This window comes from Aliihoeflea aestuarii, from assembly GCF_024105665.1.
Taxonomy (GTDB): domain Bacteria; phylum Pseudomonadota; class Alphaproteobacteria; order Rhizobiales; family Rhizobiaceae; genus Aliihoeflea; species Aliihoeflea aestuarii.
Genome location: NZ_JAAAMK010000009.1, coordinates 49,747 through 74,817 on the forward strand (window position 1 = coordinate 49,747; position 25,071 = coordinate 74,817).

Sequence of the window (25,071 nt, forward strand, 5' to 3'; positions counted from 1 at the left end):
AAAAGTCGAGACTTCGACGTCAATGTTCGAATTTGTCGAACATTGACGGGAAGTTCGGTGTGGTGGGCTCCCGTTTGAAGCGCGACTTTGTAGCGATACCAATGGTTTATCGCCCAGCGAGAATGCTGAAAGCAAATCTCACAGCGTCCGGCATCCGATGCCTGGATCGATTCAGGGAAATCGTCGGATCAATGCTATCGCTTTGGAAAAGCTACTCTTAGCGGATCAGCAGGACGTCGACGCCGACATCTTCGGCAATATCCGCCCAGGCGGTGTCTGCGGTCAGAGCTGGTCGCTGAAGCTGCCGTGCCAGAGCAAGGCAGGCCCTGTCCCCATGGCTCAGCCCTTTCGACCGCGTGAGCGCAATAAGCGTGCCAGCGTCGACCGCCAGATCGAGGTCGAGGATATGAACCTCGAGACCAAGCGCTTCGATCATCTCCAGGGCGGAATCCCGATCCACATTGCGGCGAACAAGGTTGGTAATCGTCTCCTGCACGCAAAGGGCAGAGATAGCCGCCCCTTTTTCGAGCCATTCTTCGGCAAGATCGGCACCGGCTTCGTCGTTCAGGTATGCCATTACCGCTGAGGTATCGATGACACATTCGCTCATCGCTTCAAGCCGCGAGAAGAGTTCTGTGCGGATGTATCGAATTCAGCTTCATCGCGCAGCGCCTCATCCCGTCTATCGGCGATGACTTCATCGACGATAGGCTCGCCGGCCGGAACGAACTTACGGAACATCGTCTTCGCACGCTGCCGCTCCCGTTGAGCTGTTGTCAGCTCAACGCGATCACCTTCGGTTTCAATGATGACCTTATCCCCTTTTTTCAGGTTCAGGGCTCGTCGGATATCAATGGGCAGGATCATGCGCCCATTTTCCTGCAAGGGAACTGCATAGCGCATTGGGTCAATCTCCATGATATGGGTCATTGACGCAAATATGGGCCTTCAACGTCAGTTTGCCAAGCAATTCCCTGCTAAGCTTCAGCGGCGACGTACCGCATCGGTATAAGCGCTCCGCGATGACGCACGACCGTTGCAGCCAGCAGGTGTCCCCGAACAGCCGCGTCTCGGCGATCGGCACCCATGAGGCGGGCAGAAAGATAGCCGCCATTGAACGCATCGCCGGCACCCGTGGTGTCAAGCGCGTCAACGCGCTCGACTTCCAGCGTTTCGATGGGCGCATTCACCGCAGTTATCGCCATGGCCGCGCCCGCGTTCTTAACGGCGACTTCGGTGGTCCCCCAGTCGAGCCAGCGGCGGGCACATTCCTGGACGCTGCTATCGCCAAACAGCACAGCTTCGTCCTCGAAACTCGGCAGCCCGATGCTTGCCGCGCGCGCGCCTTCGCGAAGCCAGAACCGCAACGCGTCCTCGCTTTCCCATAGAGCGGGACGGATGTTGGGGTCGAACACTGCCAGCCGACCGTCCGCCCTGGCTTCGGCCAGCGTCGCGATCAATCGTTTCCGGCCTTCCTCGGGAAGGATCGCCAGCGTGATGCCCGAAGCGTAGACGACATCCGCGGCCTTTGCCGCGATGTGAAGGGCATTGGCGTCATCTGCGAGCAACCTCGCGGCGGAGTCCGAACGCCAGTAGGAAAACCGTCGCTCGCCGCCGTCGAGAATCTCTATGGCGTAGAGGCCGACGCTGCGCTTCGAATCGGTTTGGACATAGGTCGTGTCGATACCGTTCTCGTTCAGAAACGATTTCAGCCGGTCGGAGAACGGATCGACGCCGAGGCGGGTGAACAGCGAGGTCTGCCAGCCATTTTCTTCCCTTTCGGCGGGAAGGCAGGCCCGCGCGTACCAGAGCGTGTTGAGAACGTCGCCGGCATAGCCCATGCGCCAGAGCGGTGCCTCATCGCCGTCATGCTGCCCGGCTCGGCCGAGTTCGACCATCGGCTCGCCGATCGACAGAAACAGGCGAGGAGAGTTCGTCACGCGGCCGCCTCGCGTCGCACGGCCTCGGTCATCCCATGCGTCAGCATCGCCGCGAGCCGGCTTTCCACCGCCGCACGCCAATTCGGGTCCACCGTCAGTTCCTGGGGTGCAAAGCCCGGAAGGGCGAGAAGAGCGGTCATGATCGAACCTGCATTGCGTTCGGCATCGGCAAGACGCGCCACAATCAGGTTTTCCTTCGGATCGCGCAGGGAATAGGCGTTGCCGGCCTCGTCTGTGCCCAGTGCATAACGCGTCCACGCCGCGGTCGCAAAAGCGTAGGTGGAAAGATCGCGCCCTGCACGCAATGCGCAAAGCGCGGGGGCGAAAATGCGCTGCGGCAGTTTCTCGGTCCCGTCCATGGCGATCTGATAGGTCGCATGGGCAATGGCCGGATTGCGGAAGCGTTCGGCAAGGTCGCCCGCATAGGCCGACAGATCGATGCCGGGAAGATCGCCGACTTCGAGTGCGGCGGCCTTGAGGTGCCGCTCGACCAGAGCCGCCAGCACCGGGTCACCCATCACGTCGCGAACATAGGCATGTCCCGACAGAAAACCCGCATAGGCCAGCATGGAATGCGTGCCGTTCAGCATGGTGAGCTTCATGCGCTCATAAGGAGCGACATTCTCGACGAAGATCGCCCCGCCTGCTTCCCAATACGGGCGGCCATTCGGGAAGCGATCCTCGATCACCCATTGCGTGAACGGCTCGGTTTCGATGGCGGCCAGATCGGTACAGCCGGTAAGCCGCTCGGCTTCGGCCAGCGTCTGCGCGGTGGCGGCCGGCGTGATTCGATCCACCATCGAGGACGGGAAAGTGATCTCGCTCTCGATGAATCGCGCCAGATCTTCGTCGAGAGCCCGTGCGAAACCGACCACGCCGGCGCGCAGCAGCGCCCCGTTTTCGGGAAGGTTGTCGCAGGAAAGGATAGTCAGGGGGACGGAGCCTGCGTCACGCCGCGCCTTGATGGCGGCGGTAAGCAGCCCGAGGACGCCGACCGGCGCATCGGGAGCCTTGCGGTCGGCGGCGACGGCGTCGTGGTTCCAGTCCGGCCCATGGGTCGCCCGATCGATGCCGTAACCCTTCTCGGTGACCGTCAAGGTTACGATGCGGATCGCCGGATCGCGCAACGCTTTCAGCGTGGCTGCCGGATCGGCTCCAATCCCGTGAGAGATCGCACCGACGACACGACCACTGATCCCGCCGGGACCGCGCTCGATAAGCGTATAAAGGCCGTTCTGCGCGTTCAGCGCCTCGCTGGCTTCGCGGCTGCGCAGGCTGACGGGCACGATGCGCCAATTGCCGCCATGGGCGGCCAGCGCGTCATCCGTCGCGACGGCCTGATGCGCCCGGTGAAACGCGCCGAGCCCGAGATGAACGATGCCTGTGCCGTGATCAGCCGGCTCATAGGCCGGACGCCGCGCCGGGCCGGTGACATCGCAAAGCGCGCTGAGACGTTGCACGGCCATTAGACGCGCAGCCCTTCGGTGTGGTGGGTGAGTGCGGTAATGATGCCGCGCAATTCGGCCAGACCCTTCAGGCGGCCGATTGCCGGATATCCGGGCTGCGCACCGCGCTGGTGATCGTCGAGAATCTCCTGTCCATGATCGGGACGGAACGGGATCGACACATCCGCGCGGCCCGCTTTACGACGCTTGGCCTCTTCGCGCACGACGGCTGCCAAAAGGGCGACCATATCCGTGCCGCCGCCCAGATGCTCCGCTTCGTGGAAGCTGCCCATGATATCGGAGCTTTCGCGCGTGACGTTGCGCAGATGAAGAAAGTGAACTCTGTCGCCGAGCCGTTCCATCATGCCGGGCAAGTCGTTGTCCGGGCGCGCGCCGAGCGAGCCGGAGCATAATGTCACCCCATTGGCGGGCAGATCGACGGCATCGAGCGCGGTTCGATAATGCGCCTCGGTGGACATGACGCGCGGCAGGCCGAGCAGCGGGAACGGCGGATCGTCCGGGTGGCAGCAGATGCGCACGCCCAGTTCCTGTGCCAGCGGTGTCACTTCCGACAGGAAATCGATCAGATTGGCGCGCAGCCGCTCTTCGCCGATCGCGGCGTAGCGTTGCAGATGGTCACCGACATCCTCGAGCGTGAAGCTCTCGGCCGCGCCCGGCAAGCCGCAGACCACATTGTCGACCAATGTCTTGCGCCGCAGATCCGGCATGTCCGCAAAGCGTTCGGCGGCCGCCTCGCGCACGTCTTCGCGATAGTCGTCACGCGCGCCGGCGCGCTGGAGCAGATGGATGTCGAACACGGCGAAATCCAGAAGGTCGAAGCGCATGCATGTCGCACCATTGTCAAGGCGATACGCCAGATCCGTGCGGGTCCAGTCCAGGACAGGCATGAAATTGTAGCAGATGGTCTCGATGCCCGCGCTCTTCAGATTGCGCATGGACTGACGCCAGGCGTCGATATGCGCGCGCCAGTCGCCGGTCTGGCGCTTGATATCCTCGGAAACCGGGAGGCTTTCGACCACTTCCCATGCCAGGCCGGACGGCGCTCCGTCCTGCATCTTCGCGACGTCGTTCTGGCGCTTTGCAATTTCATCCGGCGTCCAGAGCGCACCCGTCGGCACATGATGAAGCGCGGAGACCACGCCTTCCACGCCCGCCTGCATCATGTCGTCTACCGACACCTTGTCGTGTGGTCCGAACCAGCGCCATGTCTGCCGCATAGGACACGCTCCTCCCCGCTTCGTATTCGCTATCGGTCTTTCGAATAGCATCGTCGAAAGCTGTTGACTAGTATGGTAGTATGGTTCATCTGTGGTGAAGGGAGGAACCATCAGCCGATGTCCAACATGGCTTTGACATTGCGAGATGCCGATCGCAGCCAGCCGGTCGCGCCGCGGCTCTATCGGCTGTTGCGTGAGCGCGTCGTGCGCGGCGATCTGCTCCCAGGAACCCGTCTGTCCGAAGTCGAGATGGCGGGTGAATACGCCGTCAGTCGCCAGCCTGTGCGTGAGGCTTTCATAAAGCTCGCCGAAGAAGGGCTGGTCGAAATTCGCCCCCAGCGCGGAACCTTCGTCAGCCGCATTCATGTGCCGGCCGTGATGTCCGCCCGCTTCGTGCGCGAGGCGGTCGAGGCGGATATCGTGCGCATCCTCGCCGACCATGCCGACGCCGCCTTCATCGGCCGTCTTCGCGCGCATCTGACCGAACAGCAGGCGGCTGTCGAAAGCGGCGATCCGCAGCGATTCCTCGTTCTCGATGAAGCCTTTCATCGCATGCTGGCGACGAAGGCGGGCCATGCGGCGAGTTGGGACGTGTTGCAGCCCTTGAAGACGCAGATGGACCGGGTGCGTCATCTGAGCGCCCACGCGTTTCCGCTGCGCGAGCTTCTCGCGCAACATGGCGAGGTCGTGGAAGCCATCACATCGGGCAGCGCCACCGGCGCGGATCGTGCCATGCGCGGACATCTGCGCAAGATCATCGACGACCTGCCTCAGATCATCGCCGCGCAGCCGGCTTTTTTCGAAGGTGTCGAGGAGGCCAACATATGAACGCCTCCACGTTCGCTCTCGATTTCGTGCCGCGCTGGCTGGAGGCGGTGCGCGCCCCGTCAGGTGGGCTTTTCGAGCGGCTCGATCTTCAAGGTCGCCCTGTGGCGGCTGACGAGCCGAGGACCAGCCTCGTCCATGCCCGCACCGCTTTTGCCCTTGCGCATCTGTCGATGGCGACGGGCGATGCGCGGCTGCTTGACGGCGCGCGACATGCCTATGTCTTTCTCGACGGTTCTTTGCGCGACGAGAACGGGGGCTATCGGCTCAGCACAGCGTCCAGCCTTCGTCGCAGCTATGATCAGTCATTCGCTCTTCTTGCGCTTGTCACGTTGCGCAAGGCCGATCCGCAATCGGTTCCGCAAGAGCGGATCGATGCGTGCGTCGCCTTCATAGATGGCGTGCTGACGGATGCCCGCGACGGCTCTCTGTTCGAAGACGACACGATGGCGCGTTCTGGCCCGAACGCAGATGATTTGCGCGCACAGAACCCGCATATGCACATGCTCGAAGCCTATCTTCAGGCGTTCGAGATGACCGGCGAAGATCATTGGCTCGCGCGCGCCTCGGCGCTTGTCGCGTTGGTCCGCCGCCACTTCATCGATCCGGCGACCGGAGCGGTACGCGAATTCGTCGGGCATGATCTTGCGCCTGCCACTGGCGAAGCAGGCGCCAGGCGCGAGCCTGGTCACCAATATGAATGGGCGTGGTTGCTCCACCGTTTCGCAGACCTTGGCGGCGATGAAAGCGCCCGGCAGGATGCCGCGCGCATGCTTGCCTTCGCCGATCGCTTCGCGCTTCGCAATGACGGCCCGCTGGCCGGCGCGCCCTTCGACGCGCTCGACGCGGACGGGCATATCGTCGAGGATACGCATCTGCTTTGGCCATTGACCGAGGCCGGCAAGCTTCATTCCGCTCTTTATCTGCGCACGGGCAACGACGCCCATCGCATCCGTGCCGAGCGCATCGAAACGCTCATCTTCAACTGCTTCTTCACTACATCCGATCATCCGGTTTTCGTGAACCGGGTGAACGGAACAGGGAAGGTGCTTTGGCCCGAGGCGTTGACGCGTCTCGTCTATCACGTCGCGCTCTTCGTCACGGAGGCGGAGCGCGCCGGCATTCGGCCCCACGCGGCCCGGCCATCCGTCGCGGCCGCAACCAAACCGATTCTTGAGGAGGAAAGATCATGAACACGACCATCAGGCTTCTGGCGTCCACAGCCATCGTTCTCGCCACGGCGAGTGCAGCTTCCGCACAATATTCCTTGAACCTGTCGTCTTCTCAGCCGACCACCGACCCGCTCGTGATCGCGATGATGGAAGCGGAAAAGCGCATCGAGGAGCGCACGGAAGGTCAGGTAGAGGTGACGGTCTACCCGTCGTCACAGCTCGGCGAGGACAATGACGTGCTCGAGCAGATCCGCAACGGCGCGCCGATCGCCGCGCTCGTCGACGCCGGACGTCTCGCGCCGTTCCATCCCGCGCTCGGCATTCTTTCGGCACCTTACCTGGTCAACGACTACACCGAATATGCCGCGATCACCGACTCGCCGGTCTATGCCGAATGGGTCGAGGAACTGGCCGAAGGCTCCGCGCTGCGCTTGCTCAACTACAATTGGTTCCAGGGTACGCGACAGACATTCACCAATCGCGAGATCAACCAGCCATCCGACCTGTCGGGAATTCGCGTGCGCACGATCGACGCGCCGATCTGGGTGTCCACTGTCGAGGCGATGGGCGCGACGCCTGCACCGATGGCGTGGTCGGAGGTCTATTCCGCCCTGCAACTCGGCGCCATCGACGGTGCGGAAGCTCAATTGACGGGCGCATACGGCATTCGCCTGCATGAAGTGGCGAAGAATGTCGCGTTCACGAACCACATCCAGTTGTTTACGGGCCTCGCGACATCCGAGGCCTGGTGGCAGTCGCTGCCCGAAGACATTCGCGCCATCGTGGATGAGGAATTGCAGCGCGCCGGTGACGAGGCGACGCGCATGACGGTCGAGCGCCTCGGGGAGGTTCAGGCTGAGATGGAAGCGGCAGGCGTCACGTTCAACGAGGTGGATGTGGACGTGTTCCGCGAGGCGACGGACGGCGTCTATGCCGCCACCGGCCTTGCCGAGGCGCGTGAGGCGCTTGCACCCTATCTGCCGGGCGGCGCCGACTGATCCGTTCCGACGAGGGCCGGCTCTCGGGCCGGCCCTCGTCTTCCTGGAACCCGAACCCGCAGGTCATTCGATGGCGACGTTCTGGAAATTCTACGACCGGCTTGAAACGGCCCTCGCCTTCCTGGCGATCTGCGCAATGGTCGTGGCTGTGCTGATCGCGGCCGTGGGGCGGACGATCGGCGCGCCCGTCGCCTCCGCACCGCAATTCGCCCAGCTCTTCCTGATCTGGTCCTGCATGCTCGGCGCGGACCTGACCATGCGCGCGGGCGACCATATCCGGGTGACGGCGCTGCCGGATGCACTTCCCGCTATGGGACGTCGGGTGCTGACGATCCTTTCGATCGCGCTCATCTTGCCCTTTCTCGGCTTCATCGCCTGGAAGGGTTATGAGCTGTCGATGGGCAACTGGCAGCGCCCGCTCGCGACATCCGGCCTGTCTTATGGGCTCGTCACGCTCGCGCTGCCCGTCGGTGCGGTGCTGATCGCCATCTCGTTGCTGCGCCGCTGGTGGGAAGGAGGCCTGCTCAAGGTCTTCGAGCCTGACGACGAAAATCCAGAGACTGTTCTATGACAACTGGCCTCATCCTTGCTGCCGCGCTGGGGCTCATTGTCCTCGGCATGCCCGTCGCGTTCGCCATCGGCATCGCCGGCACCGGCTATTTCTTTTTGCCCCATGTCTTTCTCCCCGAAAGCACGGCGGTGCAGCGCATCGTCGCCGCGTCGCAATCCTTCCCTTTGCTGGCCGTTCCGCTGTTCATCATCCTCGGCAATCTGATGAACGTCGCCGGCATCACGCCGCGCCTCGTTTCGCTGGCGACGACGCTGGCAGGCTGGATGCGCGGCGGACTGGCGCAGTCGACCGTCGTGCTCTCGCTTTTGATGGGCGGCATTTCAGGATCGGCGGTCGCGGACGCCGCCATGCAGTCGCGCATCCTCGGCAAGCCGATGATCGCGCAGGGCTACGGCCGCGGTTTCACCGCCGCCATCCTGTCCGTTGGCGGACTGATCGTCGCCACGCTGCCGCCGAGCCTCGGACTGATCCTCTACGGTTTTCTCGGCGAGGTCTCGATCGGCCGCCTGTTCATCGCCGGCGTCGTGCCGGGCTTTCTGCTCACCATCATTTTGATGATCGTTACCTGGTTCATGTCGATCAAACGCGGATACGATCCGATCAACGATCGCCTGCCGACGCGGCACGAAGTCTGGCGCGAGTTCAAGGGCGGCTTCTGGGCGGTCATGTTCCCGATTTGGCTTCTCGTCGGCATCCGCTTCGGTTTCTTCACACCATCCGAAGCGGGCGCCTTCGCCATCGTATACGCGCTGTTCGTCGGGTTCGTCATTCATCGTCAGATGACGATCGCGGATCTGATCGACGCGCTCGGCAAGAGCGTGCGCGATGTCGGCATGATCATGCTGGTTATCTTGCTGTCGGGCACGTTCGGCTATGTTCTCACCTTCGAACGCGTGCCGCAGTCGATCGCCGAAGTCGCGCTGACGGCGTTCAATAATCCCACGGCTTTGCTGTTTACGATCGCCGGCTTTCTGCTCGTCATCGGAATGTTCGTGGAGGCGACAGTGCTCGTGATGCTTCTGACGCCGATCCTCGTGCCGGTCATCACCGCTGCCGGCATTGACCCGGTTCAATTCGGCATTGTGATGATGACCATCGTCACCTTCGGCGGCATGACACCGCCGGTCGGCGTTTCGATGTTCACGGTTTGCGGAATCCTCAAGAGTTCGTACAAATCCTACACGATCGAGCTCGTGCCCTTCGCTGCTGCGGTTCTGTTCTTCGTTTCGATGATGATCCTGTTCCCGCAGATCGTCCTCTTCCTGCCAAACTGGCTGATGTGATGACCCTGCATCCCGACCGTCTTTTTCCTTCCGATCCGGCAATGCGCGAACTCGCCCGCAGCCTTTATGCGAGCGTCGCCGATGCACCGATCGTGTCACCGCACGGTCATACCGAACCGCGATGGTGGGCGCTCGACGAAAGCTTCGCCGACCCCGCTACGCTGTTCGTCACCCCGGACCATTACGTGACGCGCATGCTGGTTTCCCAGGGCGTTCCGTTCGAGGCACTCGGGATCGGAGCCGCAAAGGAAGAGGACCCGCGCGAGATTTGGCGCACTTTTGCAGCACATTTCCACCTCTTTCGGGGAACACCCTCACGCCTTTGGATCGAGCATTCGCTGGAGACTGTTTTCGGCATCACCGAGCGGCTTTCCGCGGCGACGGCGGATGCGATCTATGACCGAGTGGCCGAGGCGCTGCCGCGCGACGAATTGCGCCCGCGCGCCATCGCGGAGCGGTTCCGCATCGAAGTGGTCGCGACCACGGACGGCGCACTGGACGATCTATCCTATCATCGTCAGGTGCGCGAAAGCGGCTGGCCCGTCCGCATCGTGCCCACCTATCGCCCTGACGCGGTGGTGGATCCCCAAGCCACCGGTTTTGCGGAGAATGTCGAGGAACTCGGCCGTGTCGCCGGCATTTCGACGGCAAGCTGGCAAGGCTATCTCGACGCTCACCGCGCGCGGCGTGCCTTTTTCCGCGATCATGGCGCCACCGCGACGGACCATGGGCATGCAACGCCGCAAACGGCGGACTTGCCGCCCGATGAAGCGGCCGCCCTTTACGAGAAGGTACGCACCGGCAAGCTCGACAATGGCGCGGCAGAGCTTTTCCGCGCCCAGATGCTGACCGAAATGGCACGCATGTCGGCGGAGGACGGGATGGTCATGCAGCTCCATTCCGGTTCACACCGCAACCACTCTGCCCATGTGCTGCAAACCTATGGCCGGGACAACGGTTTCGATATTCCTCTGCCGGTTTCGTTCACCGACGCGCTTCGCCCGCTCCTGAACGCCGTTGGGCATGATCCCGATCTGCGTCTCATCCTGTTCGCGCTCGACGAGGCAACCTACACGCGCGAACTCGCACCGCTGGCAGGAGCCTGGCCGTCGATCCTTCTCGGCCCGCCATGGTGGTTTCACGACAGCTTTGAAGGGATCATGCGTTACCGTCGCCAGGTGACCGAGACGGCAGGCTTCTATAACAGCGCCGGCTTCAACGACGACACACGCGCGTTGACTTCGATCCCCGCGCGCCACGATCTTGCACGGCGCGCCGACGCCAGCTTTCTGGCCGAACTCGTGACCACACACAGGCTAGACGAGGACGAGGCGCACGATTTGGCGTGGCTCATGGCTGGTGACCTGGCAAGGAAGGCGTATCGCTTCTAGCACTGCTTTAGACCAGACGGCGGATGTGTGTCCTCGCGCCTCTGATCGCGCAGGCTACAGCCTGAAGTGCAACTCAACGCCTGTTGCTGACCATCAAATTATAGAACCCCGAACTCGTCAAAAGCCTGCTTGGCGGGCATTCCGTTCCTGATCGCCGTTGCGACTTCGACGGAGTCGTCACGACGGGCTTCGACGCGGCAGGCGTGCAGGCGGTTGCCACCGGGCTTTTCGACGCCGGACTGTCGCGAGAAGACGTCGCGAAGGTCATGGGCGGCAATGCGCCCCGCGTGCTGAGCGCTGGCGTTCGTCCGCTACAGCCGTGCCCCCCTAACATTACGGTGGTCACCCCATCTCTGCCAGTTTGAATGAAAGGAGCCTTTGACCGCTACGACGCCCCAATTCAGGGCTTCGTGGTGAGTTGACAGCTACTGAAGCAGCCATGACCGTAGCCGTCCTCACATTCCTAAAGCAGTCGGGCACCGGGGCCGTCTTCCGCCAGATGATCATCCGTGTTGACCAGAGGGCAACGTTTCACGCTCAGGCATCCGCAGCCAATGCACATCGCCATCTTATCGCGGAGCGCCGTGAGAAGCTCGATCCGCCGCGTCAAATCGTGATGCCAGTTTTCGGCAATGCGCTCCCAGTCGTATGTGTTGGGGGACGTGTCCTTTGGCAGTTGCGAGAGCGCTTCGGCTATCTCGGCTAGCGGGATGCCCGCGCTCTGCGCGATCTTGATGACCGTCACGCGTCTCAGGATTTCGCGCCGATAGACCCGATGATTGGCCGAAGTTCTTTCGGATGCGATCAGCCCCCTGCGTTCATAGAAATGGAGCGTGGAAACCGGTAACCCGCTGCGGCGCGAAAGTTCGCCGACCGACAATTCCGTCTTCGCCATTCGGAAGCTCCTTGACCTCAACCAATGTTGAGGCCGTAGCAACATATCCGTCAAGAGGAGACGGGCATGGCGGACACGGGCAGCGACGCAGGGAACACCGACACATTCTTATCCTGGAGGGAGTTTCTTGGAAGCCCTTATGCGACATCTCTCGCGCTGGTTTGCATGGCCGTCTGGCTGCACGCCGCCGACAGCCTGATCGTCGCCACGATGCTCCCCTCCATCGTGTCCGAAATCGGCGGGACCGCCTTAATCGGCTGGTCCGTCTCGCTATATGAAATCGGCTCGATTGTCGCGGGAGCCACCAGCGCGCTGCTGACCATGCGCTTCGGCCTGCGCGCGCCGATGAGCATGGCCGCCATCCTGTTCGGGTTCGGCTGCATCCTCAGCGCCGTCAGCCCGACCATGCCATTGCTTTTGACGGGACGCGCCCTGCAAGGGCTGGGTGGCGGCGGTCTGGTGGCAATAGGCTTCGTCGCGGTCGGGCTGATCTTCCCGCGCCGCTACATTGCGCGCGCGATGGCGGCTGTCTCGACCCTTTGGGGCGTCTCGGCATTCGCCGGGCCGCTGGTCGGCGGCTTCTTCGTGGAATATGCGACTTGGCGGTGGGGCTTCGTCTTCTTTGCCTGCCAAGCATTCGCGCTCGCAATCTGGATCGTCCTGCGGAGCGACAAGGGCGCGACACGGTCCACGGCCGACGTCGCTGCATTCCCTGTCGGGCGTCTGGCCTTGCTATGTCTTGCCGTCGTTCTGGTCGCCTTTGGCGGCGTCGAGGTCTCGGTCCTGCGGACGCTCACTTCTGTCGCCGCTGGTCTGGTCTGCCTTATCGGCTTTCTTTGGCTGGACGCGCGCGCGGGCGACACAAGGCTTCTTCCGCGTCACCCATTCGATCCGTGGCGGCCGAATGGTGCCGCGCTGCTCATGATTCTGTCCATGTCGATGGCGACCATCGCCGTCACGGCGTTCGGGCCGCTGCTGATAACAGTCATCCACGGCGCATCCGCGTTGACCGCCGGTTACATCGTCGCCTGTTCGTCCATCGGCTGGACGGTCATGGCCGTTCTGGTCAGCGGATTGCCCGAGCGGTTCGACCGGCTGATGATTGCGCTCGGCATGACGGTCGTAAGCTTAAGCATCTTCGGCTTTTTGTATGCGGTTCCCAACGGCCCTATCTGGCTTATCGCCATCTTCGCGGCCATGGAGGGTGGCGGCTTCGGGGTGGCATGGACATTCATTCTCAGGCGAACGGTGGCGCTCGCCGATACGGGCGAGGTTCAGCGCGTTTCCGGAGCGATCCCTACGGTACAGAGGCTCGGCTACGCTCTCGGCGCGGCCTATGTCGGGATCGTGGCGAATGCTTCGGGCTTTCTGACCATGGAGACGACCGCAGACGCGGCGCAGGTTGCCCGATGGGTCTTCGCATCATGCGTGCCATTCGCAGCGATCGGGCTGATCGCCATGAGCGCATTGATGCGGGATCGGACAGGGCGCATTGTCGAAGACCGGCGCTAGAAACCCTTTTTGCGGCGCGAACTGATCGCCAGTTTCTCGACCAGTTCATCGGTAATGGGCCTGCTCGCCGAGAAATGGGGAGCCTTAGGAATTCACGTTGTTCCTTCTGGTGGATGACGTTCATCCATGAGGCTGCCGATGGTTGCCAGAAGCTCGGTCTGGGCCTCAAGTGCTTTCAGACGCGTTTCACATCTGAGAAGTTCCTGGCTGTGCTGCTCGACCGATTGCGCCAAGCTCTCGTCCGAGGGCATCTGATCGAACGCTTCGAGCGCGAATCCGGCGTCGTTCCGGCGCTCCTCGTAGCGGCGGCGCAAGCCGTGCTGCTCCCGCTCTATCTCCTCACGAAGTGACGACAGCGTCGTGGCCAGGCGCATGAACCGCAGCCGGTCGGTTTCCTCATCCCGGGCAGCGTTCCGCGTCCGGAAAGGTTTGAACAATTTCATCGGTTCCCTCCTCCGGCCTCTAACGGGATGCAACGGCAATGTTGCGCCTTGCCAGCGATTCTTCCCACGCCAGCGCGTGATTGACGATAAGCTCCAGATCGTCATGTTCGGGTTGCCAGCCAAATTGCCGCCGCGCGCGATCCGCGTTGGCGACCACCGTGACCGCGTCGCCCGGTCGTCGCCCCGCCACATGAACGGGAAAGTTGACGCCGCTCACCCGCTTGACCGCCTCGATCACCTCATGGACCGAGTATCCACGACCATACCCGCAATTGGCAATAAGGCTTTCGCCGCCATCACGCAGCCTTCGAAGCGCCAGATAGTGCGCGTTCACGAGATCGCTCACATGGATGTAGTCGCGTATGCAGGTGCCGTCCGGTGTCGCGTAATCGGTCCCGAAGATGTCGATATGCCGGCGTTTGCCGATGGCCGCCTCGGCCGCAACCTTGATCAGGTGCGTTGCGCCGCGGCTCGATTGTCCGGTCCGGCCGTTCGGATCGGCACCGGCGACATTGAAATAGCGCAGCGCCGTATAGCGGATGTCATGCGCCGCAGCAGCGTCCCGCAGCATGAGTTCGGTCATCAGCTTCGACGTGCCGTAAGGGGATTCGGGCAGTGCCGGCGTGTCCTCGCTAAGCCTTGCCTCACCGGGCGAGCCATAAACGGCGGCCGTCGAGGAAAAGATGAAGTTCGCAACGCCGTTTCGAACGGCCGCAGCGATCAGCGAGCGGGATTTGACGGTATTGTTGAGATAGTAGCCGAGCGGGTCGGCGACGGAATCCGGCACGACGATCGAGCCCGCGAAATGGATCACTGCATCGACGCCATGCTCGCTCATCACCCGGTCGACGAGGCGGTCATCGCCAATGTCGCCTATGATGAGCGCGACATCGAGCGGCAGCACCCAGTCGAAGCCGGTCGATAGATTGTCGATCACCACGACGTTCTCTCCCGCTTCGACCAGCTTCCATACCATGTGGCTGCCGATATATCCGGCACCACCCGTCACCAGAACCGTCATTTGAGCTTCCCGTGCAAAAATTGGAATCATGTCGACTGCCGAGCTTCGCGTGACTTCGGCTTGACCGCGCCTGCGACGGGAAGCCTCTTGCCGGCATTGAGGAGAAATACCGGCAAGGCGAAACGGTTGATCAGATGCAGGCCGATGATTGCCGCGACGAGGGCAAGGAACGGCTGCAGGAAGAACGAGATCGGGAAAAGATCCGATCCGTAATTGCCGAAGACCCGCCGCAGCAGAATCCCGCCGAAAGTGAAAAGGATGGCGTGGCTGCAAAAAAGGAAAAACGTGTAAGGCTCCAGCCGGATGAAGAGCGCCGAGAACCGTGACCGGCGCACGATATCCGTCAGGAGCCAGAATCCGGCCGCCATGGTCAGGCGCAGCAGCGTGTCGAGCACGATGCGCAGCGTCTCGTTCATGTCGCCGATCGAGATGCGCCCGATGCGAATGGCGAGGAAGACCGCGACCATGACGACGAGCCCCACCAGGAATGGGCGCAGGATACGGTCCAGCTTGAGCTCTTCCATGCCGACCAGCCGAAGCCACATGCCGAGCGCGAAGAACAGCAGCAGTTGCGGGCGCTGCATCACATACCAGTCCGAGCCGATCAGCATGTAGACGACGAGCAATACGAAAACCGCCGGGACCGAGCGGCGCAACCCCATCAGCAGAAGCGGCGACAGAACACAGCACACGAACAGATCGCGCAGGAACCAGAGAGGCACGACCAGCGGCCATTCGGTCACGGCCAGAAAGGCGTTGGCGATGCCGAGCACGGTCGCCTCCGGCATATCCTGCCAATTGCCGGACAGCATGCCATAGGCAAGAAGAAGCACCAGCATGACCGCGTTCCACGAAACCAGCGGTATCGCGATGGTGCGCAGCTTGGATGCGATTACATTCCCCGAGCCTGACTTGACGAGGCTCGAGACGATGAAATAGCCCGACACGATGCCGAGCAGCGAAACGGAACTCAGCCCGATCAGCCGCGTCAGGGTGAAATAGACGATGTCGAAAAAACCGGCCTCGCGATCGTAGACATTCTCGGCTATTCCAGGCTGCACATGCACGAAGGTCATGAAAAAGATGCAAAGCGTTCGCGCGATCGCCACGCGTTGCGACATGGAAGGCGAAACGGGTGGCACGGTGGAAGATGCAGGATGGTGCTGCAGCATCGGCTTCTCCGGTCTTGCGCGGCACGGATGGTCTCGCCAGGTTCGGCGTGCGCAGGCTTGAGATGATTTGATGACAGGCTGGAAACTGCCCAGGCTTTTCTCGTCGGAAGACGGCGCAACGACGAGCCGTAGCCTCCCGAAGCGGCTTCGCATCGGCATAGAGGGCGTCGCGACCTATGCCGTCGGTGACGTGCATGGCTGTCTGGACGAGCTTCTGGCTCTTGAAAAGCTCATGATCGACGACGCGGCGAAGTTCGCCGGCGAGAAATTGATCGTCATGCTCGGCGACTATGTCGACCGCGGCCCCCGGTCGGCTGACGTCCTGGAGCATCTGTCGAATCCGGCTCCTGCGAACTTTCACCGGCTTTGCCTTCTGGGCAATCACGAGCGATTCATGCTCGATTATCTCGACGATCGAATCACGCTGGCCGACTGGCTGACGGTGGGCGGCCTGCCGACCATCCTGTCCTACGGTGTAGAACCTGCCGTCGTTCAGGCGCTGAATTCCGATCCGGCGAGCGTCGACGCCAAGGTCAGGGCCGCCATTCCCGCCCATCATGTCGATCTGCTTCGAGCGATGCCGATCCTGATCGATACCGGTCACTATCTGTTCGTCCATGCCGGCATCCGGCCCGGCATCCCGATCGACGACCAGCGCGACGAAGACCTGCTCTTCATCCGCTCGTCGTTTTTCGAGGTTTCGGACAGGCTGCCGCGCTACGTCGTTCACGGGCACACGCCCATCGAAAAGGCCGAACGCATCGGCCGCCGCGTGAACCTCGACACCGGCGCGTTCAAGACCGGACGCCTCAGCGCTCTGCGCATCTGGCAGAATCGCGGCCGCTTTCTTTCGAACATGCACTAGCCGTTCTGCTCGCCGTAATAGGCGGCATAGCGATGGAAATAGCGTTCGGCCCCGCCAGGCGCGCCGTATTTCGGCAGACGCTTCATGTCCGTCTTGTTGAGGATGACGCCGATGGTCTTGGCGGCGATTTGCGGCTCGCCCTGCAAGGTCTGGCGGACGAGCGCGCGTGGCGTGCCGCCCCATTCGCTGACGAAAATAAAGCCGTCTGCCAGCGGCGCAAAGGCGCTGGCATCGATCACGGGACCGAGCGGAGGCAGATCGACGACGATGTAGTCGAAGTGACTGCGCATGTCTTCGATCATGGCGCTCATGGCTTCGCCGGAAATCAGTTCGCTCGTGTGTGACAGACGCCCCCTGATGACGACCGGCAGCACGGACAGACCCGATTTCTGATCGGCCAGCAGCGTATTCTTCCAGGACACGCGTCCGACCAGAGCTTCGACGAGGCCCGTCTTCGGCTGGGAGCCGAGCCGGCGGCTGAGACCCGGATTGCGCAGATCGCCGTCGATCAGGAGCGTGCGCGCGCCATTGGCGGCGAGCAGTCCGGCGAAGTTTGCGGCCGCGGTCGTCTTTCCCTCGCGCGGCAAGACGGACACGAAGCCGATGACTTTCGAGGGCTTGTCGTGGAGAACGACGTCGCTCGACAGCTTGGCCCTGCGCAACGTATCGGCAAAAAGCGAGGCGGGCGAGAACACTGCGATCCTGAGCAGGCTTGATCCGGTATGGTCGAGCGCATTCGGCTCTCCAGTCGGCGTGCTTCCCTGTACCTTCGCCGTCGATCGCGTCGACCCCAGAAGCGGCAGATAGCCAAGGAAGTCGAGGACCAGATCATCCCGCACGTCATCGCCGGTGCGGAAGAACCGTTCGCGGAACTCCAGAAGGCCGCCGAGGCCCGCACCCGCCATCAGGCCGAGCACCATCGACAGGCCGAGGACCAGCGCCTTGCGCGGGCTCGACGGCGAAACGGGATTGCCGGCCTGCGAGATGATTCGCGCCTCGGCGATCGGGAAGGATTGCTGCTGCGAGGCTTCCTCGTAGCGGGCGAGGAAGGTTTCGTAGAGCGTGCCCAGTGCCGAGGATTGCTGCTCCAGTTCGCGCAGTCTGACCATCGACTGGCCGGTTGCCGAGCTTTCACCGCTCATCGCGCCGACATTTTCGCGAAGCGAAGTCTCGCGGGTACGCGCCACTTCATATTCGTTTCGATAGCTTTCGGTGACCTGCCTCAACTCCTGAAAGATCTGGCGGCGCAACTCGCCGCTTTGCGCGCGCAACGCCACCGCCTGCGAGTGATCCTCGCCGAAACGCCCTTCGATCTCGTTCGCACGCTCGCTGATCGACAGGTAGCGGGCCTTCAGCTCCGTCAGCACCGAACTTTGCGCCAGGTCGGTCGGAATGATGGCGTTTTCGACGGCCGCTTCCTCACCGCTGTCGATGATGGACCTGTACTGGTTGTAGCGGGCCAGCGTATTGGCCGTTTCGGCCTGTGCAAGAACGAGCTGGTTGTTGAGATCGGACAATTGCTGCTCGGACACGAGTTCGCCGCGTGCTGCCGTCAGCCCGTTTTCGGCGCGAAACTGCTCCGCGGCGAGCGAAGCAGCGAGCCAATCGGCCCGCAACTGCTCCAGCCGTGCCTGCAACCAGGTCACCGCATGCTGTGTGGCATCGAAATTGGCGTCGAGCTGGTCGGAGAGATATTGATCGGCGTAGGCCCGCGCGATCGCCCCCGTAAGCTCGCGATCCTTGGCGCTGTACTTGACTTCGATGACGTAGCTTCGGCCGACCCGCTCGGCGACGAGGTTTTGCTGCAGGATCGCGGTGGCACGCCCGATCCGCGCGTCTTCGCTCGGCTCGCCCGAGCGAGAGGTGCCGGAGGCGAAACGCACGATCGATGTGACCTGACTGCGCAGCCAACCCTGTGGAGATTGCGGCGGGTCGAGAAATGCGGGGTTCTCGTGCAGGTCCAGCGTTTCGACGACCACGCGGGCAAGCCGCGCCGACTTCAGGATTTCCACCTCGCTGGCGACCATGGAATCGGCCTGGCTCGGCCCGGGACGCGGCTCGCGTTCCTGGGCGAATTGCGTCAGGCTTTCGTCGAGCAGAATCCGCGTCGCCGCCGTATAGGTCGGCGGCGTCAGAACCAGCATGACCGCGCCCAGGAAAAGGCCGACGCCTGCACAAAGCATGACGAGCGACAGCCGCCGACGCGCAATGGCGAGCAGGCGGTCGATGTCGATGAACTGGTCGGTTTCGTCCAGTTTCGTCAGGCGTCTTGTATCGAGGGCGCGGTTGCTGTGATGCATATGGGGTCGCGCCAAAGCGCGTCTCGCTTTCTGTCTCGGCTCAGGCGGAGCGATTTATGCGCGATGGCGTGCCGGCGCCGCGCGCATGGAGGGCGACAAGCTCGGCGATTGGTCCGTAAACGAGGTCGCGCAGATCTTCACGCGCCAGCGCCATCGCGACATTCGCCTCGATGAAGCCCGCCTTGGAACCGGTGTCGAACATGCGCCCGGTGAAGGGTGCCGCATGAAACGGCTGCGTCCTTGCCAGTCGGGCCATGGCGTCGGTGAGCTGGATTTCGTTGCCTGCACCGCGCTCCTGCGTGCCGAGAAGATCGAAGATTTCGGGCTGCAGGATGTAGCGGCCATTGATGTAGTAGTTCGACGGCGCCTGCGACGGCTCGGGCTTTTCCACCATCTCGGTGATCGCGAAGCCCTCCGCAACCGGCTCGCCCTTGCCCACGATGCCGTAGCTTTTGGTCTCGAGCGGATCGCACTGCTCGACCGACAGGACATTGCCGCCCGTCGAGCGATAAAGCTGCATCGCCGTTGCAAGGCATCCCTGAACGCCGAACGACACCATGTCGGGCAAAAGAAGCGCGAACGGCTCGTCGCCGACCAGATCGCGCGCGCACCACACTGCATGGCCGAGCCCGAGGGGCACCTGCTGGCGCGTAAAGCTCACATTGCCGGCATCGAGCTGCAATTCCTCGATCACCGCCAGTTGGGCGGTCTTGCCGGCACGGGTCAGCGTCTCGATCAGTTCGGGCTGAATGTCGAAATGATCCTCGATGACGTGCTTGTTCCGACCGGTGACGAAGACGATGTGCTCGATGCCGGCCTCGCGTGCTTCATCGACTGCATATTGCACGACGGGCCGGTCGACGACTGTCAACATCTCCTTCGGCATTGCCTTGGTCGCGGGCAGGAACCGGGTTCCGAGGCCCGCAACCGGGATCACCGCTTTTGTGACTTTCTTCATCGTTTTATCCGTTTCATGGTTCTATTGGCCCCCGCCGAAAACCGTCGCCGTCACGTTTGTTCATCCACCGCCCGCCAGAGCGCCTCGATGCCCTGCGAGCCGCCGCAGGCGAACCATGATGGGCATCTTCAGGTGCCGTATCGCCGATGGGTCACGCCATGCCGCGCGTATCGCACCGAGCGCGGACCGGGCTTTGATATGACCGACGATATCGAGAAAGGCAGCGGCCTCCTGGAGGCTGCGGGTGCGCAGGGTCTGGGCGGCCGCAGCTTCCTTATCCAGCGCATGGCGCACCAGAAACCGATCGTCGGCCTCCAGCATCGCAGCGACATGATAGGGCTTGAGAACGCGCGAGACCGATCCGTCGACAAGGTGATACCGATAGCCCGGAATCTGCTCGACGATGCACCGTGCGCCGTGCGCAAGCGCATCGGCAATGAGCAGATAATCTTCGCCGATACGCAGTTCCTGGTCGTAGACGATGCCATGCGCCTGCAGAAATTTCCGTTCGATCACAGGCTTCAGGTAACCGAGCGAGAATTCGCCCCCGAACAAGGGATTGCCGGCAATGAACGATGCGAGGGTGATCGACGGCAGCGCACTCAGCCGCTCGCGTCCGAACATCGGTCGAACGGATGGCGACGCGCCGCGCTCGTCGATCACTTCGAGATCGTCCAACACGATCTGCGCATCCGCGTCGCGCGCGCGCGCAACCAGCCGTTCCATACGATCGGGCGCAACGGTGTCGTCGGCGTCGAGAATGGCGATGTAGCTGCCCTTTGCAAGGGAGAGACCGGCATTGCGGGCAGCGCCGGGTCCTTCGTTGACCCGCTTTTCGACCAGCACGATGCGATCGTCGGCAATCTCCCGCACACGCTCGCATGTCGCATCCGTCGACCGGTCGTCGACGACGATCACCTCGACCGTGACGTTGTGTTGCGCGAGCGCGCTTTGCACCGCCCGGCCGATCGTCTCCTGCGCATTGAAAGCGGCGATGACGAAACTGACGTCAGGCTGCATGATCGCGGCTCCTCTGGACGGCCGTGGGCTCGCCGTAAAGCGCGATTTCGCGCACGCCCAAAAGGCTGCTGACCACGCCTCCATGCATGATCCCGCGCAGCGCATAGCGATTGCGCAGCACCGGAGAAAATGCCGTCAGCGCCGCCCCGCCAGCGCAGAACGCGACCTTTGCCGCCGCAAGCGCCACCGATGCCAGGGACACGCCTCCATTGGCCTGAGCGATGAGCCGCCCATGAGTCTGGCCGGTGCGGAAGCGGCGTTTCGCGAGCCATCCAAACCGGGCGCGATCTGCCGGGACCGGTTCGCTCGCAAGGGCTTCATCGGCGAAAGCCAGACGCCCGCCATCGCGAACCATGCCGGCGAAATATTCGGTATCCTCGCCGCCGCTACGCCCCAGCGCGAGGTTGAAGCGACGCCCTCGCAGCGAAGGTGCCGCGATGTGCATCAGGACGTTGCAGGTATAGCCGGTCAAAAGCTTGCCGCGCACGAAAACGGGGTTGGTCGAGTGGAAATCGCCGCGACGCATCCATTTGGGTGCAGCCTCGTCATAGATTGCCTCGACCGGCCCAAGCACCGCATCCGCACCTGTGCTGCGCGCCGTCTCGACCAGGGCCGCGAGCCATTGCGGCGACGCGCTGCAATCGTCGTCGATGAAGGCAAGCCACTCGCTTTGCGCGTGGTCGAGGCAGGCATTGCGGGCGAGCGAAATGTTCGATGCCGGGCAGTGGACATAGGCGACGGGAAAAGGCAGCCGACCGGCCATATCACGTACGACCGCTGCGGCGCTTGGCGTCACATCATTGTCGGCGACGATCAGGCGCAGTTCCACTCCCTCCGGCACCGAGAGCGCTCCCAGCGAACGCAATGTGTCGGCGAGTTGCGGACGCCGATAGGTGCAGACTGCGATGTCGATGCGCAGCTTTTCCGTCATCGTGCCGCCGTCCTTCCGGTTGCGCGTTGCGGCGTTACGAGTTGCAGCCAGAACCCGGCCGACCACGCCAGATGCATGATCATCGCCGAGACCCCGGCAAGCAGGCCGTGACGCTGGCGGCGGACCAATGCGAGCCATGCGCCATAGCCAAGGCACGCGGCTGCCCACAGCAGCACCGGCACGATGGCGGCGACGCTGACGACCGCGAGCAATGCGCCTGCAACGGCGGGCGCGATCATCAGCGGGATCATCTGGCGGATTTTCGGGATGGAGCGGTGCTTCACGACGTTGCGGGCACGCCCGCGACCATAGGCGAGATACTGCCGGAAAAGCGCGCCGGGCGTCGAGCGCGGGTAGTATGTCATCACGGTGCGATCCGTCATCCAGATATGAAAGCCGGCGACGTTCAGCCGGTGGTCGAGCTCGGCATCCTCGTTATGGCTGAAGCTCTCGTCGTAGCCGCCGACCGCCCGGAAGGATGCGACAGACATGAGCGCGTGATGTCCATGGTCGATCCACCGACCATTCGCCCCGGCCCTGTGCTTGGAGCCGCCATTGCCGAGCGGCGAATTCTGAGCCAGCGCCGCCGCCTGCTGAAACGGCACGCCGCCCTCGGTCTTCATTGCAACGACCACCGAATCCGCGCCGGTCCGCACGGCCTCCTGAACCAGCCGGTCGCAATAGTCTTCCGGATAGCCGCCATGGGCATCGATGCGGATGAAATAGTCGAACGCGTCGCCATGGAGGACAACGGCGAGATTGACGGCCGCGCTCTGGATTCGGCGCGGGTTTTCAACCAGGCGAACACGCGGATTGCGCGCGGCGATGCCCTCGACGAGGGTGATCGTGCCGTCGCTGCTGCCGCCGTCCATCACCAGGATCGGCATGTCGAGACGCTCGGCGGACGGCATAAGTCGCGCGATCAGGTCCGCGATATGGGCCGCCTCATCAAGACATGGGATGACGACCATGACCTTCGGCGCCTCGGCATCACGTTCGCCCGCCATCATACGCTCTTCGAGTTCCTTGAGCGTCATGCCGCCACCTTCGATGCCGGTTCACGACTGGTTGCGGCCAGCCGTGCGACGAGGTCGCGGCAGTCGTCGCGGGTCGCGGTCCAGGTCGCACCATCGATCGCGTGGAGCCGTGCCCGCTGTTCGGCAAAAAGCCGATCGGCCCGTTCGTCAAAAAGCTGCACCAGACCGTTTGCCGAACAATCGTCGAGCACGATACCGATGCCGCGATCGGTCAGGAACCGTCCTGTCTCGGTGCCGGCTCGCGCGATCGGCACCGCGCCGTATCTTCCGCCTTCATAGAGGCGGTTCGGCAGGAGCCATTCGGAATTCATGCCTTCCTCGAAGAAGTCGATCGCCCAGTTGAAATCAACCTCGCGATAGATCGCTTCGAGATCGTCCGGATTGCGATAAGCCCCGTGGAAGGTGACATGCGGCGCGGCCGCGACACGGGCATCGAAATCGGGAATCGCATCATAGGCCGGCCGGCCGCGCAGGATCAGTTCGATCCGCCCGTTCAACCTGCGCGCCGCCTCGATCAACATGTCCAGTGAGCGGGTACAGCGCAGCGCACCGAACCAGCCGATCTTCCACGGCTCGCCATCGATATGTGCGGGCAGACGTGCGGGTGATGAGCTATCAAGATCGAAGACCTTGTTTTCAAGCAGCATCGCCGGCGCGTCGATCTGTCCGTAGGGCTCGAAATATTCGCGCAGGAAAGCCGGCGAGCTCGTCAAAAGCATTCGAACATCGCGCCCGAAACGTCGCTCGGCGGCTCGCATCGTGCGGGCAACGGCACTCTCGCCCAAAAGCAGGCGATGGATGTCGAGGCTCTCATAGACGATCGCCGGCCGCGTCGGAAAAAGACCGGCTGCCCGGTCGGCCAGCGCCAGCATCTCAAGGTTGCGTGCAATGACGACATCCGGTCTGGCGATCCTGCCCAACCGCGTCCGCAACGCCATGGCCGCTCCGGCCACAGCCGCGATGCGTTGCGCGAATTTGCCGTCCCGCGTCACGCCGAGGTCGATCGGCGCGTTCGTGCCAAGCCGTGCGGGTGCCGCGCGGTCGTCGCGCCGGAAACCGGCGACCGTGACCTGAGCACCGCCCGCCTCCAGCATCGCGGCGCGGCGGCTGACGGCGGCATCGGTCAGGTCATGAACGAGGTAGAGCACGCTGAGCATGGTTCTAATCGGTTCCGGCGAGACGGGTCGGCGCTAGTCGGCGCAGACGATGGATTCGGGGAACTGGCATTCATCGCCCGCTGCGGTGAATGCCACTCGCTGGTATTCGGCCGCGATTGGCTCTTCGGGCGCTTCGAACTGTCCCATCCATGAGACCAGCGTGTCCGAACCCCATAGGCTCAGATAGATCTTCGAAGCATGGCTCGGCAGCTTTTCCGGGTCGGTTTCTTCGTGGACGAGTTCGCCATTGAGATACCACGCGATGCGGCCTTCCTCCCAGACGAAGGCATAGTCGTTGAAATCGTTCGCCGCCCCGCCGGGCACCTCGACCAGTTTCTCGGCACCGACATTCTCACCGTCGACATATTGGTTGACCTGTACTTTCGACGGATCCTTTCCGAGCACCTCGAAGTCGATCTCGTCATGCGGCTGGTTATGAACCGGGCCGATATAGGTGAAGAAGCTGCTGTTGAGTCCGGAGCCCTCGACTGCCTTCATCCGAACCTCGTAGGTGCCGTAGCCGAACCGTGCATGCGTCTGCACTTCGCCGCAGACATAGTCGCGGTCATTGTAGGTTTGCGCCGCGAAGCCGAGGCGCAACACGCCGTCTTCCGCCGAAACCTGATCTTTCGACCAGGTACAATTCTGATGATCGCCGTTCGACCAGCCGTCGGAAACATACCAGCGGCTCGATGCCAGTTCATCGAACTCCTCGACAAACGATTCGCCGCCCTCGACCGCATGCGCCAGCGACGCTCCGGAAACCAGCGTCAGGTTCGCGGCAAGGCCGATCAGAATGTTCCGGGCGGTAGATGAACGGTGTGGGTTCGGTTGGTGGGCCATGGGTCGCCTTCCTTCTGTGTCGCCCCCTCCCAAGGGCATCGTCACAAACCTCCC

Annotated in this window: 24 protein-coding genes; 8 read left to right on the forward strand and 16 right to left on the reverse strand. The window is 62.8% G+C overall.

The annotated features are described in order from the left end of the window. Nucleotides 1-217: 217 nt before the first annotated feature. The 5 genes from GTW25_RS16300 to uxuA form a co-directional block, all read right to left on the reverse strand. On the reverse strand, nucleotides 218-610 hold the full coding sequence (locus GTW25_RS16300) for a type II toxin-antitoxin system VapC family toxin (protein ID WP_290128093.1): 393 nt from the start codon (nucleotides 608-610) through the stop codon (nucleotides 218-220). Continuing rightward, entirely contained in the window at nucleotides 607-903 is a 297-nt protein-coding gene (locus GTW25_RS16305; RefSeq protein WP_252913276.1) for an AbrB/MazE/SpoVT family DNA-binding domain-containing protein, read from the reverse strand. Before GTW25_RS16305 ends, GTW25_RS16300 begins: the two co-directional genes overlap by 4 nt. 74 nt (nucleotides 904-977) lie before the next feature. Next, nucleotides 978-1,940, reverse strand: a complete 963-nt coding sequence (locus GTW25_RS16310) for a sugar kinase (protein WP_252913277.1) — start codon at nucleotides 1,938-1,940, stop codon at nucleotides 978-980. Continuing rightward, entirely contained in the window at nucleotides 1,937-3,406 is a 1,470-nt protein-coding gene (locus GTW25_RS16315; protein WP_252913278.1) for a mannitol dehydrogenase family protein, read from the reverse strand. The genes GTW25_RS16310 and GTW25_RS16315 overlap by 4 nt, the downstream gene beginning before the upstream one ends. Then, nucleotides 3,406-4,623, reverse strand: coding sequence for a mannonate dehydratase (gene uxuA / locus GTW25_RS16320; RefSeq protein ID WP_252913279.1), 1,218 nt, complete (start codon nucleotides 4,621-4,623; stop codon nucleotides 3,406-3,408). The genes GTW25_RS16315 and uxuA overlap by 1 nt, the downstream gene beginning before the upstream one ends. 126 nt (nucleotides 4,624-4,749) lie before the next feature. Here uxuA and GTW25_RS16325 point away from each other — a divergent pair, with 126 nt between their 5' ends. From GTW25_RS16325 to uxaC, 6 genes are all read left to right on the forward strand, one after another. After that, nucleotides 4,750-5,451 carry a GntR family transcriptional regulator gene (locus GTW25_RS16325; protein ID WP_252913280.1) on the forward strand — a complete coding sequence of 234 codons (702 nt, stop codon included), beginning with the start codon at nucleotides 4,750-4,752 and terminating at the stop codon, nucleotides 5,449-5,451. After that, nucleotides 5,448-6,641: an AGE family epimerase/isomerase gene (locus GTW25_RS16330; RefSeq protein ID WP_252913281.1), complete on the forward strand. Its 1,194-nt coding sequence runs from the start codon at nucleotides 5,448-5,450 to the stop codon at nucleotides 6,639-6,641. The genes GTW25_RS16325 and GTW25_RS16330 overlap by 4 nt, the downstream gene beginning before the upstream one ends. After that, nucleotides 6,638-7,618 carry a C4-dicarboxylate TRAP transporter substrate-binding protein gene (locus tag GTW25_RS16335; RefSeq protein ID WP_252913282.1) on the forward strand — a complete coding sequence of 327 codons (981 nt, stop codon included), beginning with the start codon at nucleotides 6,638-6,640 and terminating at the stop codon, nucleotides 7,616-7,618. Before GTW25_RS16330 ends, GTW25_RS16335 begins: the two co-directional genes overlap by 4 nt. 70 nt (nucleotides 7,619-7,688) lie before the next feature. Further along, a complete protein-coding gene (locus tag GTW25_RS16340; RefSeq protein ID WP_252913283.1) occupies nucleotides 7,689-8,189 on the forward strand; it encodes a TRAP transporter small permease in 501 nt (166 codons plus the stop codon). Continuing rightward, complete coding sequence (locus GTW25_RS16345) at nucleotides 8,186-9,472, forward strand: TRAP transporter large permease (protein ID WP_252913284.1); 1,287 nt, start codon at nucleotides 8,186-8,188, stop codon at nucleotides 9,470-9,472. Before GTW25_RS16340 ends, GTW25_RS16345 begins: the two co-directional genes overlap by 4 nt. Then, on the forward strand, nucleotides 9,472-10,863 hold the full coding sequence (uxaC, locus tag GTW25_RS16350) for a glucuronate isomerase (protein ID WP_252913285.1): 1,392 nt from the start codon (nucleotides 9,472-9,474) through the stop codon (nucleotides 10,861-10,863). Before GTW25_RS16345 ends, uxaC begins: the two co-directional genes overlap by 1 nt. A 463-nt stretch (nucleotides 10,864-11,326) precedes the next feature. Here uxaC and soxR read toward each other — a convergent pair whose 3' ends face one another. Further along, nucleotides 11,327-11,758 carry a redox-sensitive transcriptional activator SoxR gene (soxR, locus tag GTW25_RS16355; RefSeq protein ID WP_290128095.1) on the reverse strand — a complete coding sequence of 144 codons (432 nt, stop codon included), beginning with the start codon at nucleotides 11,756-11,758 and terminating at the stop codon, nucleotides 11,327-11,329. Nucleotides 11,759-11,923: 165 nt separating this feature from the next. Between soxR and GTW25_RS16360 the strand changes: the two genes are divergently transcribed. Continuing rightward, nucleotides 11,924-13,270 carry an MFS transporter gene (locus GTW25_RS16360; protein ID WP_252913287.1) on the forward strand — a complete coding sequence of 449 codons (1,347 nt, stop codon included), beginning with the start codon at nucleotides 11,924-11,926 and terminating at the stop codon, nucleotides 13,268-13,270. A 92-nt stretch (nucleotides 13,271-13,362) separates the two neighbouring features. Here the strand turns inward: GTW25_RS16360 and GTW25_RS16365 are convergent, their stop codons facing one another. The 3 genes from GTW25_RS16365 to GTW25_RS16375 are packed head-to-tail and all read right to left on the reverse strand — an operon-like array spanning nucleotide 13,363 to nucleotide 15,906. After that, nucleotides 13,363-13,713, reverse strand: a complete 351-nt coding sequence (locus tag GTW25_RS16365) for a hypothetical protein (RefSeq protein WP_252913288.1) — start codon at nucleotides 13,711-13,713, stop codon at nucleotides 13,363-13,365. 19 nt (nucleotides 13,714-13,732) lie between these two features. Next, nucleotides 13,733-14,734, reverse strand: coding sequence for a UDP-glucose 4-epimerase GalE (gene galE / locus GTW25_RS16370; protein ID WP_252913289.1), 1,002 nt, complete (start codon nucleotides 14,732-14,734; stop codon nucleotides 13,733-13,735). A 26-nt stretch (nucleotides 14,735-14,760) separates the two neighbouring features. Continuing rightward, entirely contained in the window at nucleotides 14,761-15,906 is a 1,146-nt protein-coding gene (locus GTW25_RS16375) for an acyltransferase family protein (RefSeq protein WP_252913290.1), read from the reverse strand. 70 nt (nucleotides 15,907-15,976) lie between these two features. Here GTW25_RS16375 and GTW25_RS16380 point away from each other — a divergent pair, with 70 nt between their 5' ends. Further along, nucleotides 15,977-16,771 carry a metallophosphoesterase family protein gene (locus GTW25_RS16380; RefSeq protein ID WP_252913291.1) on the forward strand — a complete coding sequence of 265 codons (795 nt, stop codon included), beginning with the start codon at nucleotides 15,977-15,979 and terminating at the stop codon, nucleotides 16,769-16,771. Here GTW25_RS16380 and GTW25_RS16385 read toward each other — a convergent pair. Genes GTW25_RS16385 through exoK form a run of 7 tightly spaced genes read right to left on the reverse strand, consistent with a single transcriptional unit; the run spans nucleotide 16,768 to nucleotide 25,017 of the window. Further along, entirely contained in the window at nucleotides 16,768-19,071 is a 2,304-nt protein-coding gene (locus tag GTW25_RS16385; protein WP_252913292.1) for a polysaccharide biosynthesis tyrosine autokinase, read from the reverse strand. The genes GTW25_RS16380 and GTW25_RS16385 overlap by 4 nt on opposite strands. A gap of 40 nt (nucleotides 19,072-19,111) precedes the next feature. Beyond that, nucleotides 19,112-20,029 carry a UTP--glucose-1-phosphate uridylyltransferase gene (locus tag GTW25_RS16390; RefSeq protein WP_252913293.1) on the reverse strand — a complete coding sequence of 306 codons (918 nt, stop codon included), beginning with the start codon at nucleotides 20,027-20,029 and terminating at the stop codon, nucleotides 19,112-19,114. A 60-nt stretch (nucleotides 20,030-20,089) separates the two neighbouring features. Next, nucleotides 20,090-21,049, reverse strand: coding sequence for a glycosyltransferase family 2 protein (locus tag GTW25_RS16395; protein WP_252913294.1), 960 nt, complete (start codon nucleotides 21,047-21,049; stop codon nucleotides 20,090-20,092). Further along, the gene (locus GTW25_RS16400) at nucleotides 21,039-21,980 is read right to left on the reverse strand and encodes a glycosyltransferase family 2 protein (RefSeq protein WP_252913295.1); all 942 of its coding nucleotides are present in this window, start codon (nucleotides 21,978-21,980) and stop codon (nucleotides 21,039-21,041) included. Before GTW25_RS16400 ends, GTW25_RS16395 begins: the two co-directional genes overlap by 11 nt. After that, nucleotides 21,977-23,017 (reverse strand): glycosyltransferase family 2 protein, encoded by a 1,041-nt coding sequence (locus GTW25_RS16405; RefSeq protein WP_290128096.1) that lies wholly within the window; start codon nucleotides 23,015-23,017, stop codon nucleotides 21,977-21,979. Before GTW25_RS16405 ends, GTW25_RS16400 begins: the two co-directional genes overlap by 4 nt. After that, the gene (locus tag GTW25_RS16410; RefSeq protein WP_252913296.1) at nucleotides 23,014-24,174 is read right to left on the reverse strand and encodes a glycosyltransferase family protein; all 1,161 of its coding nucleotides are present in this window, start codon (nucleotides 24,172-24,174) and stop codon (nucleotides 23,014-23,016) included. Before GTW25_RS16410 ends, GTW25_RS16405 begins: the two co-directional genes overlap by 4 nt. Nucleotides 24,175-24,207: 33 nt before the next feature. Further along, on the reverse strand, nucleotides 24,208-25,017 hold the full coding sequence (gene exoK, locus GTW25_RS16415) for an endo-1,3-1,4-beta-glycanase ExoK (protein ID WP_252913297.1): 810 nt from the start codon (nucleotides 25,015-25,017) through the stop codon (nucleotides 24,208-24,210). Nucleotides 25,018-25,071: the final 54 nt, after the last annotated feature.

Coding starts and splice junctions, on each gene's coding strand:
- GTW25_RS16330 (WP_252913281.1), top strand. CDS start 5,448: ATGAACGCCTCCACGTTCGCTCTCGATTTCGTGCCGCGCTGGCTGGAG.
- soxR (WP_290128095.1), bottom strand. CDS start 11,758: ATGGCGAAGACGGAATTGTCGGTCGGCGAACTTTCGCGCCGCAGCGGG.
- GTW25_RS16410 (WP_252913296.1), bottom strand. CDS start 24,174: ATGCTCAGCGTGCTCTACCTCGTTCATGACCTGACCGATGCCGCCGTC.
- GTW25_RS16315 (WP_252913278.1), bottom strand. CDS start 3,406: ATGGCCGTGCAACGTCTCAGCGCGCTTTGCGATGTCACCGGCCCGGCG.
- galE (WP_252913289.1), bottom strand. CDS start 14,734: ATGACGGTTCTGGTGACGGGTGGTGCCGGATATATCGGCAGCCACATG.
- GTW25_RS16400 (WP_252913295.1), bottom strand. CDS start 21,980: ATGACGGAAAAGCTGCGCATCGACATCGCAGTCTGCACCTATCGGCGT.
- GTW25_RS16305 (WP_252913276.1), bottom strand. CDS start 903: ATGCGCTATGCAGTTCCCTTGCAGGAAAATGGGCGCATGATCCTGCCC.
- exoK (WP_252913297.1), bottom strand. CDS start 25,017: ATGGCCCACCAACCGAACCCACACCGTTCATCTACCGCCCGGAACATT.
- GTW25_RS16395 (WP_252913294.1), bottom strand. CDS start 21,049: ATGCAGCCTGACGTCAGTTTCGTCATCGCCGCTTTCAATGCGCAGGAG.
- GTW25_RS16390 (WP_252913293.1), bottom strand. CDS start 20,029: ATGAAGAAAGTCACAAAAGCGGTGATCCCGGTTGCGGGCCTCGGAACC.
- GTW25_RS16385 (WP_252913292.1), bottom strand. CDS start 19,071: ATGCATCACAGCAACCGCGCCCTCGATACAAGACGCCTGACGAAACTG.
- GTW25_RS16365 (WP_252913288.1), bottom strand. CDS start 13,713: ATGAAATTGTTCAAACCTTTCCGGACGCGGAACGCTGCCCGGGATGAG.
- uxuA (WP_252913279.1), bottom strand. CDS start 4,623: ATGCGGCAGACATGGCGCTGGTTCGGACCACACGACAAGGTGTCGGTA.
- GTW25_RS16380 (WP_252913291.1), top strand. CDS start 15,977: ATGACAGGCTGGAAACTGCCCAGGCTTTTCTCGTCGGAAGACGGCGCA.
- GTW25_RS16360 (WP_252913287.1), top strand. CDS start 11,924: ATGGCCGTCTGGCTGCACGCCGCCGACAGCCTGATCGTCGCCACGATG.
- GTW25_RS16340 (WP_252913283.1), top strand. CDS start 7,689: ATGGCGACGTTCTGGAAATTCTACGACCGGCTTGAAACGGCCCTCGCC.
- GTW25_RS16405 (WP_290128096.1), bottom strand. CDS start 23,017: ATGACGCTCAAGGAACTCGAAGAGCGTATGATGGCGGGCGAACGTGAT.
- GTW25_RS16300 (WP_290128093.1), bottom strand. CDS start 610: ATGAGCGAATGTGTCATCGATACCTCAGCGGTAATGGCATACCTGAAC.
- GTW25_RS16345 (WP_252913284.1), top strand. CDS start 8,186: ATGACAACTGGCCTCATCCTTGCTGCCGCGCTGGGGCTCATTGTCCTC.
- uxaC (WP_252913285.1), top strand. CDS start 9,472: ATGACCCTGCATCCCGACCGTCTTTTTCCTTCCGATCCGGCAATGCGC.
- GTW25_RS16335 (WP_252913282.1), top strand. CDS start 6,638: ATGAACACGACCATCAGGCTTCTGGCGTCCACAGCCATCGTTCTCGCC.
- GTW25_RS16325 (WP_252913280.1), top strand. CDS start 4,750: ATGGCTTTGACATTGCGAGATGCCGATCGCAGCCAGCCGGTCGCGCCG.
- GTW25_RS16375 (WP_252913290.1), bottom strand. CDS start 15,906: ATGCTGCAGCACCATCCTGCATCTTCCACCGTGCCACCCGTTTCGCCT.